Consider the following 14,270-nt stretch of genomic DNA (forward strand, 5'->3'; position numbering starts at 1 on the left):
CTTTTCTACCGACAGCCTTATAAAAGAGATGCTATAGCAAATCCCAAGATAATGGTGTCCCCTTTTCAATATCCTGATTAGCTTTTTTACCTAAACATACCTCATAATATTTCGGTGACAAACCAAATCCTGGACGAATGACACGTAGATTGTTTCGGGTTAAGGTTTCTCCTTTTTGGATATTTTCCGTGACATAAATAGAGCGTCGATATCGTTGGGATTGATTTTCAGCTTTCGTTGGACCATAATGTACTTGCCCCATTGCCTGCCAAGCTTTTTTCGTCTCTTGAACCAATAATTGAAATTCTTCCGGCTCTAGCGAAAAGTGGGAATCAACTCCCCCGTCCTCGCGAGAAAGAGTAAAATGCTTTTCAATTACCGTTGCGCCCATTGCTACACTGGCAATTGCAACACCGCACCCTAAGGTGTGATCTGATAAGCCAATTGGACATTGAAATAAAGCTTGCATATGCGGGATAGTATTGAGGTGACTATTTTCAGGGGATGCTGGATACGTACTCGTGCATTTTAGTAAGATGATTTCTGTACAACCCGCTTCTTTCGCTGTTGTGACTGTTTCTTCAATTTCTGCTGCCGTACACATACCTGTCGAAATAATCATCGGTTTTTTTGTTTGGGCAACTTTTCGAATTAGTGGTATATCTGTACATTCAAAAGAAGCAATTTTGTAGCAAGGTACATCTAAACTTTCTAAAAAGTCAACGGCTGTTTCATCAAATGGAGAACTAAATGCGATCATACCCAACTCTTCACAACGATCGAATATAGGCTTGTGCCATTCCCAAGGTGTATAAGCTTCCTGATATAGATGATATAAGGATTTGTTTGCCCAAGGACTATTAGGATCCGATATAACAAAATCCTCCTTATCAACTTGTAATGTCATGGTATCCGCTGTATATGTTTGGATTTTAAGTGCATCTGCCCCTGCTTTTGCCGCTGCTTCAACTATTTTTAGTGCTTGCTCTAATGATTGATTGTGATTTCCTGACATTTCCGCAATAACAAATGGTTGATGCCTTATACTGATTTCGCGATTTTGGATTGTCACTGTTTTCATTAGATCCTTCCCTTCCAGTCTTCTTTAAACAAAGCAAGTGCCCAGACATCATAATAGTTTTCCTGTTTTATGATGTGCTGACGAAAAGCACCTTCTACTTTAAAACCCAACTTTTGATGAAAATAGAGACTAGCTTCGTTATTTTCTATTACTTCTGCGCAAATCTTTCGGATTCCCTGATCAAAAATATTGGTTAATGCTAGAGTAGCCATCTTTGTCCCAGATCCCTTGGGAGCATTTTGTTCTCCAATGTAGAAACCCCAAAAACACCGCTGATGCTGTTTTTGGATATCATAAAATTGTACAAGACCCAACGGTTTATCAGCTTGAATATAAATAAACACCTCATGAGTTGAATCAGTTGACACTTTCTTATACCAATTTACATGTTCCTGCCAAGTAATATCTTTATCAGTATACATGTATTGTTTGATATGATGACTATTTCGCCATGATAAGATTTGGCTTAGGTCTGCTTCCTCAATTTTTCTCAAGATACAATCAACCACAAGCACCCTCCTTCGACATAAAACGCGCGACGGATTGAGGAACAACACTGGATCTATAGGCAGCTAACCTCTCTTTCATTTGTAGCAGCTTTAGCGGTGTCTCTATTAATCGGCTTAATGCCTCTTTTATGTCGTCATGTCGTACATTTTGGCTTTTGCCCAAATGATACACGAAACCTTTGGCATGTAGATATTCTAATATTTTGGATTGATTGCTTGCTACCTCAATCGTTATAGCTGGCAATTGCATATAACACCTTTCCCAAGTTGTCGTGCCTCCTGCACCGATCGCAATATCCGCTTCTGCCATTAGTTCGGCTATGCGATTGGTCTGTGTGTATACATGAATATTGTCAAATCGCTTATCATATTTTTGAAGTTCTTTAATAGAGGGATTGAAGGTACCTGTAACTACATCAACCCTCCAATTTGGACTCAAATTTGGTATAATTGCCTCTAACGTTTTTAACGTTTCATTAGTTGGATCACTTCCACCAAAAGATACAAGGATACGTTTGACAATGTTTGGCTTCTTCTCCTTCACCTTTGTTATCACAAATTCGTCTCTTAATAAAAGGTATTTTGGTCCCAAGAGTAAAACAGTATCGGATGAAACCAATTGTTGATAACGCCCCTCCAAATTTGGCAGCAGATTTTGATCCAGCAAACTATCACAGTAATGGTTGCGATTTGCTAGGTCATCAATAACCATCATGCTATCAACTAAAGGCTTTATAGTTCTCTCCCATCGTTCATCTAATCCATAATGATCTACAACGAAGTAATCAAAACGACGACATTTATGAAGATATTCAGTTGTCTCCTCCGCATCCTTTTGCCAATTTTTCTGTAAATGGTTGAGCATTTTAGCATGGGATAAAGTTCGGGTGGAGTATCCTTTCTCCTCAATATAATCTAGTAAATTTCCTGGAGAATCTTGACAAAAAAACTCGATATACGCGCCTTTTCTTTGTAATTGATTAGCTAATACCAAACAACGCATGACATGACCAGAGCCAATTTGGTAGGAGGCATCTACACGAAAACCTACTCGCATGAAGCATCACCATCCCTTTTGTTCAATGTTTGCATTCATATTTACCCAGTCCGGATGCTCTTCTAATAACCTGATCACATCGTCCAAGGTAAAGTAAGGATTTTTCGGTGCAAGGGATCGAATGATTTGTTCAATAAGTTGAAAATCTTCTATTGTGTCGACAGTTAAACGGTAGGTACTATAATTGGTGTGATGACGGACGTTGACAATATGAAATTGATGAGGATAGTCTCTGATATAAGTCGTCACATGTTCACGGTCACTATTACGGCTTGCTATTCTGTCTAGGTGCTCTAATGTTTGTCTCGAAAATACCTCGATATCATAGCCTCTTGGATAGCTTCTTTCCATCACATTTGAGACATAATCTGCATTCTGATTACTAACAAATTCTCCTATTACTTGATCAATTGTCTGAACATCAATTAACGGACAATCTCCAGTTAAGCGAACAATCACATCAGCTTGAGCCTCTTTAGCTGCTTTCACATAACGGCCTAAGACATCTTTTTCAGATCCACGGACATAATGGATTTTCTCCTGTTGGCAAAAATCAACAATAGCATCATCTTTCCGCTCATTTGTTGTCGCAACTACGATTTCATCCAAATAAGAAGAATGTCGAATTCGGTCCATTTGATATTGTAGCAGTGGTTTTTCAAGTACTTTCCGTAAAACCTTGCCTGGTAATCGTGTCGAGCCCATTCTTGCCTGTATGATCGCGACAATCTTCATGATGACACCTTGTAATATAAAATTACTTTTTTAACTGCTGTAATGACATCATCTACATCTGCATCTGTCATTTTTGGAAAAAGTGGTAAGGTGATGATTTCCTGGTACAAAGTTTCCGCTTGCGGACACAAGCCTTTTTCATAGCCTAACTGTTGATAATAGGGGTGGTAATACACAGGTATATAGTGAACATTGACACCGATATTTTCCTTTTGTAATGCCTGGAATATCTCTGTTCTATCGGTTGTTAATTGATCCAATTGCAGTCGGATGATATATAAATGCCAACTAGATTTCGCCTCAGGTAATTGATAAGGTAATGTAATCTGGTCTAACTCACGAAAAGCTTCATTATATTTGGCCGCAATAGCTCTTCGTTTTGCTAAAAAGCTATCAATCTTATCTGACTGGCTCCATCCAAGTGCAGCCTGCAAGTCTGTCATTCGGTAATTAAATCCGAGTGACTGCATTTCATAGTACCAAGGTTGATCTGAAACAGTTAATCGTTTTGTATCCCTCGTAATACCATGATTTCGGAAGTCTCGTAGTTTTTGATAATAAATTGGATTATCTGTTGTTATCACGCCTCCTTCACCCGCTGTGATATGCTTCACCGGATGAAAGCTGAACATCGTCATATCTGCTAGAGTTCCTACTTTACGTTTTTGATAACTTGCACCAAGAGCATGTGCTGCATCTGAAATAAATGGTATAGAATATTTAATTGCGATCTTTTGTATTTTTTCGTATTCTACTGGCTGCCCGGTAAAATCTACGGTTATAATCGCTTTTGTTCTATCTGTCACCTTTGCCTCGACTTCCTTTGGTGAAATGTTATAGGTATCAGGTGAAATGTCAGCAAAAATGACATTGCCACCTTGATATAGAACGGTATTAGCAGTAGCAGCAAAAGTGAGAGGTGTGGTGATCACCTCATCATTTTGCTGAATCCCTGCTGCAAAGCATGCCCCGTGAAGTGCTGCCGTCCCGCTTGAAAAGGCGACGGCATATTTTGCACCTACGTAATTTGCAATTTTGGTTTCAAATTGCTCGATCATTGGCCCAGTTGTTAGAAAATCACCCGTTAATATTTGAAAAACTGCCTCTGTATCAGCCTGATCCAACCATTGCTTGCCATATGGTAAATAACTTTCTCTCACAGGTTTACCGCCATCAATTGCTAACGTATGATCGGACATAACTATCCTTCCTTTTAAATAAGATTAGTAGATTGAATCCATTTTTCTGTTTTTTTAATTCCTTCTTCCAAACTGTACTGCGGCTGCCAGCCTAATAAATTTTTCGCTTTTTCAAAGTTACATAGCAATCTCGAAATTTCACTTTGAGGATGGATATGTGGCACATGTTGAATACGTTGTTGATCATTGGTAATTATCAATGCCAATTCATTTATGCTGACATCTCTTCCTAGACCAGCATTAATTATTTCTCCATCTGTTTCAGATGCATACCCTGATTCCACTACAAAGCGTGCGCAATCTTCAACATACAATAAATCTCTTGTTTGGGTTCCATCTCCATAAATTAATAATGGCTTTCCCGTTAATTTATTTTTTATAAAGATTGCCACAACGCCTCCTTCTCCACCTGTTTTTTGATAAGGACCATACGTGTTAAACGGACGAATAACCGTTACTGGTAAATTATAGGCGTAGTAATAAGATAACACCATATTTTCTGCAGCTAATTTGGAGCCGGCGTAAGGTGAGGCTGGTTTTACCGGATTTGTTTCGCTTATACCATTGTCATCACTTGCCTCTCTATAAACCATACAAGTACTCATAAAAACCATTTTCACTCTGTGCTTTCTGCACTCTTCTAATACATGGAAAGTGCCGATGACATCATTCGCAAACGTCGTCTCTGGATAATCTATACTGTCCTGTACATTTATGCTAGCACCTAAGTGATAGCATATATCCAATTGCTTTTTAAACAACATCTGTAAGAGCTGCTTATCTTTTATATCACCTTTTATTAGTCCTTGAAAAAGTGGATGTTGTTCAAACTCCATCAGATTTTCTTTTCTGCCATTTGATAAATCATCGAGCACCCACACATTATGATTATCCTCTAATAATTTCGCTACAACCCATCTTCCGATAAAACCTGCTCCACCTGTAACGAGAATGTTCAACAATACCACCCTTTCTATTGCTTCATTCCCACCAAATTAAATCTATCACACTATTTCTTCTTAAAGATTCTTAATGTATAATTTGGTAGTTTCACTTGTTTGCCTGTTGTCTCTTCTACTTGCTCAAATCCTAAGTTCTCAAATATTTCCTGATAATTACGTGGAAAAATACGCCAGTGTTCATCCTTTTCGGCTTCAAATGTTACTAAATAGGATTTTGTTATCCTTGCAATATGAGCAAATAGCCACTCACTGTCTGGATGAATATGCTCCAACACCGCCATTGTAAACACAAAATCAAAATGATCATTTGCAATATGCTTTAAAACAGATTCAGCAGGAGCATGAATGATATCTGCATTTTCTGCTAGTGTGGGATACACTTTATGAAGCTCTTCAACAGCTTCCTGACTAATTTCAATACCTGTTAACTCTCTATAACCATTTTCATATAAATGATTTAAGTTCCTTCCAACATTACATCCAATTTCTAATATACGCTGATCTGCTTGGATATATTTCTCCATATATTGTAATAAAAAAATACTTCGCTTCAGCTGTATTTGATACCTTTCAGGATAACTGTTATTTTTCCAGTATTCGTGAATCTCCTTTAATGTTTTTTTCACTTTATAGCTCCTTTCGATAATTCATCAATTAAATTTCGTAATCGTTGGCCAGAAGAGCTTTGATCCGGGTATGCGTAAGCAAGAAATTCCCTTCGAATACGTTCTGCTGCTTTTTGCCATCTTGGATACTTGAAATACAAATTGATTACATCAGCTAATTTCAACGGATCATTCTGGACAAACGACTTTAACTCACTGTAGTATTCTGTATAGCTTGGAAGTTTTGTATGCAATATAAATACAGGTTTCCCAACAAGCATGGCTTCTAAGGCAACTGTTGATGTATAGGAAACAACCGCATCTACGTGTGGGAGAACATCATATAATGGAATTTTTCCTGTTGATGTTATGGTTTGATGCTGAAGAAGTAGTGGATGATGTTCATCATCTGGAAAATCTCGCAAAATAATGTGGAGATTTAATACTTTTTCTAATTGCGCTATTAAGGTTTTCCACTTTTCTAGATGGCGATTTCCTCGTACAATTAGCAGTAAGGTTTTTTTTCGTTTATCGAGCTTTAAGTGTTTTCTAAATTGCTCTTGTGTAAAAGATGATTTCTTGTAACGTTGATCAAACCTTGGATGACCGATTATTTTGATTTCATCTTCTAAAACGCCAGCTTGCATATACCAATCTATCTCAAATTGACCATATACAGCATCAACTGTTGCCACTTTCGGAAGATACCCAAATTCATTCGCGATAATTCCATGTTGTAAACAAATGGTAGGGACCCCATGCTTTCTCGCAACAAATGCCATCACTCTGCCAAAATGATTTGGACTAGATATAATGACGGAACTGATTGCGGTTTTGCTCAACAATTGATGCATCATTTCAATATGATCAATGACAAAATTAACTTTCTTTACTAGCATATATCGGAATGCAGAATCTTGATAAAGATGATGAGCTGGAAATTGCTTCAATAGCGTTTGAATTTGCTTTTTCATTTTAGCTTTGGATGGTTCCGTGCTTTTGATAAGATAATCCTGCAAATAATAACAATTGTGTTGATCTAGATCATGTGGATTTTTACTAGCTTTAATAAAGATCGTTTTATTTAACTCGATATACTTTTCGTACGTTTCTGACGGAATACGAATAAGAGAATCTTCTAAAATAGCTGTATATCCTTTTTTTCTGTTGTATGATGTATTTAAAGATGCTAAATAATCAGAGAACCTCTTCTGTACTTGTATTCGATCTGTTACATGATGATGTAATTGATCTTGAAGTTTTTTTTCTGACATTTCACTCCAAATATTGGCGTGATGGCGGATAAGGCTAGGAAAATGAACGAGGTAAGATAAAGGGTAACCTCGGTAAACAATTTCTTTAAAATCCTCGACAAAATCAAGAAATAATGACCAATAATTACTTCTGTACCTATCCATCTCTATAACCTTCTCTTACGATCCGATGGATGAGTACATGCAAACGATCCATGGATTTTTGGTTACTTGGATAAGCATAACGAAGAAATTGTTTCCACTTTTTATGGGCATATTGCTGATAATCAGATTGTGTAAAATAGGCGACCATCTTTTCGGCTAACTGCTGCGGGTCATATTGCATAAGTTCTCCTATTCCACGATAATAGCCAGTTGCTCCTGGAAAATCTTTAGTAAGAATAAAAACTGGCTTATTGCTCAGCATTGCCTCTAAACCTACTGTAGAGGAATAAGCAACTACTGCATCTACATGTGGGAATAGATCATAAATCTGATAGTTTCGTGTAGGAAATACATTCGAGAATTCTTTAGTTAGCGGATGAGGTTGTTTACTTGGGTAATTTTTTATTAAAATATTAAACTTTTTCTTATTATTTAGAGTTTGAATGAAGGTCCGCCATTGGTTAATGTCTTCATTTGACCGAACAGCAATCATAATTGTTTTTCTTCCTTTAATTAAACCTAAGGACTGATAGAAAGACGCACCATCAACACTAGGTGGACTATCTATTTGGTCGAATCTAGGATGACCGATAATTTCTAAAGCTTCTTCCTTTATTCCAAGTCTGGTATACCAATCTTTCTCAAATTGACCATAAAGCGCATCGACTGTGGCAATTTTTGGAATGTAACCTAGCTCACTTGAAATAATACCATGTTGCATACAAATAGACGGAATTCCTTTACTTGAACCAATGACCACTAGGATTCGACTAATATAACTATGGCTTGTCGAAATAACAAAACAAGATATAGCAATGTTTTTTAGTAACTGTTCTGTGATTTCCATGTACGTCAGGACAGATGAAATATTTTGCAATAACCATTTTTGAAAAGAAGCTCTACTATAAAGCCAATGGTCTTGATATTGTATGAACAACTCTCTAGCTTGTTGTTGGACTTGTTTTATTTGTGTATCTATATTCACTTTAAAATCTTCAAAATATTGAATGGGAATATTTTGAATTTTAGTTAGTTTACTTCTTTTCTTTCGTTTAACAACTGCGACGGTCTGATTAATCGGCCTTGCTCGATTTTTCTTTTTTACTAAACCTCGTTTATTTTTTTGCTTGATACCATTTGTTAGCAGTACTGTATTACTGGGAGAAAAGTATTGCTGTAAACTATGCTGTGGAAAACGAAGTAACTTATCAATATGAATAGCAATTTTACCTGTTGTTTTAGTATGATTTTTTGTATGTTTTGCTGTAAATGATGAAAATTTGTTTTGGATATCCTCTGAAGATGAAACAACCCGTGTGAAATGGTGTAAAAAACTATCCTTGTGTAATTCATTCATTAAATCAGTATTTGGTAGTACATAACTTGGCAAATGACAAAAATAAACAATCTCAAAATTTCTATAAGTTAAAGTTTCAAAATCGTGAAGAAAATCGAGATACATTGACCAATAATTTTTTAGAAATGTGTCCATGATTCCCTCCTTTTAAATTAGATTTGCTTCTTTTAATAACTGATACAGATGTTCCTTACTAAGCACTTTCTGATCTGCAGAACTATAGGTACCTTTTTCTGCCTTTATAGCATTTGGATAAACGATATCTGTATCGGTTGGAATCACAAACATATCGGCGAACTCCCATGCATGGATCGATTCTTCATAAGTCATTAATTCTTCATACATTTTCTCACCGGCTTTTAAACCTATATATTCCGTAGTCACTTGTTGCGTTGCTTCGTTAATTAATACATTAGCTAAATCTCCTAGTCGTATAACAGGCATTTTCAACACAAAAACTTCTCCACCTTTTGCTTCTTTTAACGCTTTAATCGTCAATTTCGTTGCTTGTGATACAGTCATCATAAATCTCGTCATCTTTGGATCAGTTATCGTTATTTTCTGCTGCGTCCGTATTTGCTCTTGAAAAAGTGGTATGACCGATCCTCTTGACCCCATTACATTACCAAAACGGACACTCGCAAATACAGTGTTGTTTCCTCCTGATGCTGTTATGAGCCGCTCTGCAATGAGCTTGGTTGCACCATATGCATTAGTGGGGGAGATTGCCTTATCCGTACTTGTAAAAACTACCTTTTTAACATTATTTGCAATTGCAGCTTTCATTACTTGGTAAGTCCCGATAATATTAGTATGAACGGCTTCAATAGGATTTTGTTCACAAGCATCAACTCTTTTCATTGCTGCTAATTGGAACACATAATCAACATGTTTCATTACTTCCTCTACACGATCTTGATCTCGGACGTCACCAATGACAAATTGAAGTGTATTATTATGGTTAAATTGCTCTTTTACTACACTTTGTTTGTATTCATCCCGACTAAATATAATAATTTTTTTAGGTTGTTCATGTAGAAGTTCAGTAACGATACTTTTTCCGATTGTGCCGGTACCTCCAATAATTAGAATGACTTTATCTTTAAAAAACACTGCTGTCCCTCTTTCCTTTTTCATAAGGCTTTTAAAATAGTTCTGTATATATATATCGTTATCGTAAGGAAATTGTAACGACCACAGCCTATACGAAGTAACCCAATTGCATTCCACATCCAATCATTTAAAGCAGTCGCTTCTCCATACTATTTACAAGGCCTATAAATTTCTTAAGAAGAACACTACTCAAAGCCTGAAGCTGACGTTACCTTAACTCTTTATGAAGAATAAAAAAAGAGAGGATTATTCCTCTCCTTCGACCTCTGGCTCATTTGGTACATCAACTGGATTAGTTGGTTCCTCTGGTATATCGACTGGTTCAGTTGATTCAGTTGGTTCATTCGGTAAATCAACTGAATCAGTTGAATTAGTTGGTTCATTTGGTAACTCGACTGAATTAGTTGGTTCATATAGTTCTGACTCCTGATTAGTTGGTTCATTTACTTCTTCTACATTAGTTATATCGTTAGACAGCTGTACATTGTTTGCATCTTCTTCCACTTGTTGCTCTGTGGATGTTGTTATTCCTAAAGGTGTCTTTGCACTAGGTATCTTTACACTAGGTGTCTTTGCGCTTGATACACATTTTTTCTTTTTACTTTTTTTCCTGATAGGATCTATCGCAGGAAAAACTACCGGGCATTGTACTGGAATCGTTGGTGCAGGACAAGGCGGAATTGGTAATATATCACGAGGCTGGCAAAAATCTGCTTCCAACTCAATTGTAACCTCATATGTCGATTGAATGCTTTGACATAATCGTACCGTTAATGTTACATCTAGTTCATCAATTTCAGTAGTTGTACCTGTATCACAACTTACGGAACATATAAAACAATCCAAATCAGTATATGATAGATTAATAGCAGTTCCTTCTGGTGCACAAAGTATCACTTGTTCACAACGAGAAAAGGTTGCGGTACCAATTTCAATTACACTCCCACCAAGCTCTGGTATCAATTGTGCAAATATAGTGACATCAAAATTCTTACGAATATTGACAATTTGCAATGTGACTTCTTCATCATCTAATGCAAATAGCTGATCTTCACGATTTAAGATAACAAACGGTTCTTCAGCAGATGGAGTGACAGCACATGTAACAGTATCTAAGTCAATATCATCGCATTCTAATTGGGCACCTGTAACTGTATTAATCGGTAACTCTAAACCAGCGATATTTAAGTCAAAAGTTGCCTCATTTAGCACCCAGTCATACACTTTTTCTGTATTAATACAAAGTAATTCCCGCCCATTTTGTTTGTGGTTGATTGACATTTCCCCTATACACCTCCATTATCGTCATCTCCCTATAGACTATGAGGCCAATAGACAAAACGTTAATGTTATTTCACGGATTATCGAATGTCACATACATTAAAAGGTAGGCAATTATCACGAAAGGAGATACAAAATGAACACAGATAATGATCAGTTAGATATAGATAATTTAAGTGAAGTTCTTACAGAATTGCAAAATGAGATGCAATCTGTCAAAGGAGATGTGGAGAAATTACGATTAGCGAAATTAATCGATAAACTAGAACTATGGAGGAATGAATTAAATCATTTGAAACAGGATGTACATCAATTACAACAAGATATAGCACAGGTAAAGGGACCAATAAAGACTAAAAAAACACACTATAAGCAATCTGAATACAGTAAATTGCAAAAGATGCTCAGATCGATTCACGTTAGTGATAATTCTTCGGTTCAGTCCCATAATAGAAAATAGATTACTGGTATTGATAAAGTAAGACTATGATCAGGAGGGTTTGGACCTTCACTGATCATTAGCGAATCTTATCGAGGGTGTTAGCGTATGTTATCCTTTGTGTTTCTTGATGCTTGAAGTAGAAGGCTTACAGACGTTTAAAACTATGAAAATGGTAAATACCTAGTTTTTCGATAAACACTCCATTCGTCCATACCTTTTTAACAACCAACAATATACTATCATTAAAAGCAAATAAAGGAGTTGTTTCATTTGAAAGCTAAACAAATTACCAGTAAAGCAGGCAAGCACTTTAAAACTTCCAATAAACCTATTGTTATCACTTCTAAAGTTAAGAAAACTGCTTTAAAGAAAAGCAAAGGCGGTTGCTGTATGAAGTAATTTAAATCATGCTTATATGGAAAACATGAGGGGAAATCTGTTGAATCGTTTTGTTAAAGGATTGTTGCTCTATATCATCCAATTTTCTGTAAAAAGAAGTAATTTCTTCTTCAGTTAAAGAAAATTTTCGCTTTTGCTTTCGTCTACTTTTTTTCTGTTTGCTTATTGCGTTCGAAATGCTATGAGGTGGTGATGGTAACGAAATAGCATTACATAAATTTAAAATATGGTCCACAGAATAATTTTCTTTTTCCCATTTACAATAATGATACAACCTATCATCACCAGGCGTAATCGTTGGATGGTATAGGAGCTGTTCTATTTTATCAAATATTGTTGCAATGGTTCTTGCCCTGAAACCTAATAGATTCGGCAGCTCTATTTCTTTTGTTTCAAAAGGTAGATAAACAATCACAGGCTTATCCAAAAGAAATGCTTCGATACCCGAGGTACAACCATTATGAATGATGATTTTCGCTGCCAATAACCACTTAATAATCCCCCCCTCATGGACTACATGGACGTTTGGATTGTTTTGGAACACCTTACGATATGAAAGAATATTCTCAGCTGGATGGGGCCGAATAACAATATTTACATGTGGAAAATGTTTTGAAGTTTGTTTAATCATTTCTAAAAAAGATTCATATAGTTCCTTAATATGTTGGACAAAGACCGTGTCCTTCTTCCCTTTAACTGAATTATATAAAGAGAACCTTGTGTTGACTAAAATAAATTCACCATATTCTCTTTGGAGATTTTTTACTTCTTGCTGATATAAGTAATGAAATTTAGGCTTTAATAAATCAAAGCGTGGGTTACCAACTATGTGACACTTATAAGCCATATCAGGATAAGCGTTGCTAATAACTTGCTTTTGGTACTCTCCCCAACAATACTCATGTTCTACAAGTTGTAAAATATCTTTTCTCATTCTGTCACGTATATATTGTTTGGGATCGATTAATAATCCCTCTTCATCCAGCTCTACAACAGTTTGACCATTTTCTACTGCATTTGTGACCATTCGCTTCCGAAAGCCCTTTGGACCACCTTTTGCGAAGTAAATACCGGATGGATAGTTTGCTGCAGTCTCTGCAACAGTTGGAAGATCACCAATAATTACTTGATATCCTTGGTGAATCGCGTAATATGAAAGGAGTAGTTTTGCATCCAGTTCACGCACCTTCACTTCTATTGGTAAATACAACCATCTATCAGTCATTTTCACTACTCCGGGTTCGACCTTTTAATAACTGAATGATCTCTTCATACCCTTGACGATTACTCTCTATATACCGATCCAGTGTCTCTGCTAATTTTGATAAATTCAGATTACTCCTATCTACACTATTACTGTTATCAGTCATAAACAAATACATGAATAATAAGTGCAAGGTTTCATTTTCCAAATAGATAAAACTATTATTATTTTTATATTCGTCATCACCGATACGGTGGATAAAATCTTTCATATATTGGCTAATCATATCATTTATATCCAATGAATGCTGGTCTCTTTTATTTTTTTTCATCTAGATCGCCCTCCAGTTGTCGATCTGCTACTGAACCTTTTACATTAATTTGATTCAATGCATTCATACCATCAGGTAGCTCATTTCCATAAGTAAAACCTTGGATCATTCCCGAGTATGTAGTGTTGGGAATCCATTTGATTTGGAAATTGGAAAAAGTTAATGTCTCGCCTGGTTGTATCGTCTGTTTTTGTATAGGTCTGAGCCAAATTTCTTTATTGTCAGATGGTTCATTAATTCGCTCCCAAGCATTCGCCAATACTCGTGCTTGCTTGGAGTTTTGATAGAGATATTTCCCGGAAAATTGAAAGTCAATGTTAGAAGTAATCTTCAGCCCAATATGTGGGTTGGTTAAGGCTTTATCTCCTACATTTTGAATATGAAAGGAACCGATAAGATAATTCTCCTTCTCTTCTTGATGAGCCAGTTGAAAGGAAAACGTAAAATAACATATAACTTTCAATTGTTCTGATACGTTTAAATCTTGAATCAAACCTTTTATTTGTTCTAAATAAGATGATTGCTCCTCTTGCCAATCGATTAATTTTTGTTCTATTTCTTGTTGATTAGACATCAT

The 14,270-nt window shown here is 36.2% G+C and carries 16 protein-coding genes; 2 read left to right on the forward strand and 14 right to left on the reverse strand.

The genetic code is table 11. From position 1 onward, the window contains the following. Positions 1-31 precede the first annotated feature (31 nt). From pseI to ACTNEP_RS06375, 11 genes are all read right to left on the reverse strand, one after another. Positions 32-1,081: a pseudaminic acid synthase gene (gene pseI / locus ACTNEP_RS06325; protein ID WP_441160907.1), complete on the reverse strand. Its 1,050-nt coding sequence runs from the start codon at positions 1,079-1,081 to the stop codon at positions 32-34. Next, positions 1,081-1,590, reverse strand: a complete 510-nt coding sequence (gene pseH / locus ACTNEP_RS06330) for a UDP-4-amino-4,6-dideoxy-N-acetyl-beta-L-altrosamine N-acetyltransferase (protein ID WP_441160908.1) — start codon at positions 1,588-1,590, stop codon at positions 1,081-1,083. The genes pseI and pseH overlap by 1 nt, the downstream gene beginning before the upstream one ends. Then, positions 1,583-2,647 carry a UDP-2,4-diacetamido-2,4,6-trideoxy-beta-L-altropyranose hydrolase gene (gene pseG / locus ACTNEP_RS06335; protein ID WP_441160909.1) on the reverse strand — a complete coding sequence of 355 codons (1,065 nt, stop codon included), beginning with the start codon at positions 2,645-2,647 and terminating at the stop codon, positions 1,583-1,585. Before pseG ends, pseH begins: the two co-directional genes overlap by 8 nt. A 6-nt stretch (positions 2,648-2,653) precedes the next feature. Then, on the reverse strand, positions 2,654-3,382 hold the full coding sequence (locus tag ACTNEP_RS06340) for a cytidylyltransferase domain-containing protein (protein ID WP_441160910.1): 729 nt from the start codon (positions 3,380-3,382) through the stop codon (positions 2,654-2,656). Further along, positions 3,379-4,581, reverse strand: coding sequence for a UDP-4-amino-4,6-dideoxy-N-acetyl-beta-L-altrosamine transaminase (pseC, locus tag ACTNEP_RS06345; RefSeq protein WP_441160911.1), 1,203 nt, complete (start codon positions 4,579-4,581; stop codon positions 3,379-3,381). Before pseC ends, ACTNEP_RS06340 begins: the two co-directional genes overlap by 4 nt. A 14-nt stretch (positions 4,582-4,595) precedes the next feature. Then, positions 4,596-5,540 carry a dTDP-glucose 4,6-dehydratase gene (locus tag ACTNEP_RS06350; RefSeq protein ID WP_441160912.1) on the reverse strand — a complete coding sequence of 315 codons (945 nt, stop codon included), beginning with the start codon at positions 5,538-5,540 and terminating at the stop codon, positions 4,596-4,598. Between the two features lie 50 nt (positions 5,541-5,590). Beyond that, complete coding sequence (locus ACTNEP_RS06355) at positions 5,591-6,169, reverse strand: class I SAM-dependent methyltransferase (RefSeq protein WP_441160913.1); 579 nt, start codon at positions 6,167-6,169, stop codon at positions 5,591-5,593. Beyond that, positions 6,166-7,566: a hypothetical protein gene (locus ACTNEP_RS06360; RefSeq protein ID WP_441160914.1), complete on the reverse strand. Its 1,401-nt coding sequence runs from the start codon at positions 7,564-7,566 to the stop codon at positions 6,166-6,168. Before ACTNEP_RS06360 ends, ACTNEP_RS06355 begins: the two co-directional genes overlap by 4 nt. Continuing rightward, complete coding sequence (locus tag ACTNEP_RS06365; protein ID WP_441160915.1) at positions 7,559-9,058, reverse strand: CDP-glycerol glycerophosphotransferase family protein; 1,500 nt, start codon at positions 9,056-9,058, stop codon at positions 7,559-7,561. Before ACTNEP_RS06365 ends, ACTNEP_RS06360 begins: the two co-directional genes overlap by 8 nt. Positions 9,059-9,070: 12 nt before the next feature. Then, the gene (locus tag ACTNEP_RS06370) at positions 9,071-10,036 is read right to left on the reverse strand and encodes an SDR family NAD(P)-dependent oxidoreductase (RefSeq protein ID WP_441160916.1); all 966 of its coding nucleotides are present in this window, start codon (positions 10,034-10,036) and stop codon (positions 9,071-9,073) included. Between the two features lie 246 nt (positions 10,037-10,282). Beyond that, positions 10,283-11,317 (reverse strand): hypothetical protein, encoded by a 1,035-nt coding sequence (locus tag ACTNEP_RS06375; protein ID WP_441160917.1) that lies wholly within the window; start codon positions 11,315-11,317, stop codon positions 10,283-10,285. Positions 11,318-11,453: 136 nt separating this feature from the next. Between ACTNEP_RS06375 and ACTNEP_RS06380 the strand changes: the two genes are divergently transcribed. Continuing rightward, positions 11,454-11,777: a hypothetical protein gene (locus ACTNEP_RS06380; RefSeq protein WP_441160918.1), complete on the forward strand. Its 324-nt coding sequence runs from the start codon at positions 11,454-11,456 to the stop codon at positions 11,775-11,777. A 252-nt stretch (positions 11,778-12,029) separates the two neighbouring features. Beyond that, entirely contained in the window at positions 12,030-12,158 is a 129-nt protein-coding gene (locus ACTNEP_RS06385) for a hypothetical protein (protein WP_441160919.1), read from the forward strand. A gap of 1 nt (position 12,159) precedes the next feature. Here ACTNEP_RS06385 and ACTNEP_RS06390 read toward each other — a convergent pair whose 3' ends face one another. Genes ACTNEP_RS06390 through ACTNEP_RS06400 form a run of 3 tightly spaced genes read right to left on the reverse strand, consistent with a single transcriptional unit; the run spans position 12,160 to position 14,267 of the window. Next, complete coding sequence (locus ACTNEP_RS06390) at positions 12,160-13,383, reverse strand: surface carbohydrate biosynthesis protein (RefSeq protein ID WP_441160920.1); 1,224 nt, start codon at positions 13,381-13,383, stop codon at positions 12,160-12,162. Further along, positions 13,376-13,693: a hypothetical protein gene (locus ACTNEP_RS06395; protein ID WP_441160921.1), complete on the reverse strand. Its 318-nt coding sequence runs from the start codon at positions 13,691-13,693 to the stop codon at positions 13,376-13,378. Before ACTNEP_RS06395 ends, ACTNEP_RS06390 begins: the two co-directional genes overlap by 8 nt. Beyond that, a complete protein-coding gene (locus ACTNEP_RS06400) occupies positions 13,680-14,267 on the reverse strand; it encodes a hypothetical protein (RefSeq protein ID WP_441160922.1) in 588 nt (195 codons plus the stop codon). The genes ACTNEP_RS06395 and ACTNEP_RS06400 overlap by 14 nt, the downstream gene beginning before the upstream one ends. Positions 14,268-14,270: the final 3 nt, after the last annotated feature.

It is taken from the genome of Gracilibacillus sp. HCP3S3_G5_2 (genome assembly GCF_052063305.1).
In the GTDB taxonomy this organism is placed as follows: Bacteria; Bacillota; Bacilli; order Bacillales; family Amphibacillaceae; genus Gracilibacillus.

Bases quoted from the DNA above. Each gene is read 5' to 3' on its own strand.
- pseI (WP_441160907.1), bottom strand. From the start codon at position 1,081: ATGAAAACAGTGACAATCCAAAATCGCGAAATCAGTATAAGGCATCAA.
- pseG (WP_441160909.1), bottom strand. From the start codon at position 2,647: ATGCGAGTAGGTTTTCGTGTAGATGCCTCCTACCAAATTGGCTCTGGT.
- ACTNEP_RS06340 (WP_441160910.1), bottom strand. From the start codon at position 3,382: ATGAAGATTGTCGCGATCATACAGGCAAGAATGGGCTCGACACGATTA.
- pseC (WP_441160911.1), bottom strand. From the start codon at position 4,581: ATGTCCGATCATACGTTAGCAATTGATGGCGGTAAACCTGTGAGAGAA.
- ACTNEP_RS06360 (WP_441160914.1), bottom strand. From the start codon at position 7,566: ATGGATAGGTACAGAAGTAATTATTGGTCATTATTTCTTGATTTTGTC.
- ACTNEP_RS06365 (WP_441160915.1), bottom strand. From the start codon at position 9,058: ATGGACACATTTCTAAAAAATTATTGGTCAATGTATCTCGATTTTCTT.
- ACTNEP_RS06375 (WP_441160917.1), bottom strand. From the start codon at position 11,317: ATGTCAATCAACCACAAACAAAATGGGCGGGAATTACTTTGTATTAAT.
- ACTNEP_RS06380 (WP_441160918.1), top strand. From the start codon at position 11,454: ATGAACACAGATAATGATCAGTTAGATATAGATAATTTAAGTGAAGTT.
- ACTNEP_RS06390 (WP_441160920.1), bottom strand. From the start codon at position 13,383: ATGACTGATAGATGGTTGTATTTACCAATAGAAGTGAAGGTGCGTGAA.
- ACTNEP_RS06395 (WP_441160921.1), bottom strand. From the start codon at position 13,693: ATGAAAAAAAATAAAAGAGACCAGCATTCATTGGATATAAATGATATG.
- ACTNEP_RS06400 (WP_441160922.1), bottom strand. From the start codon at position 14,267: ATGTCTAATCAACAAGAAATAGAACAAAAATTAATCGATTGGCAAGAG.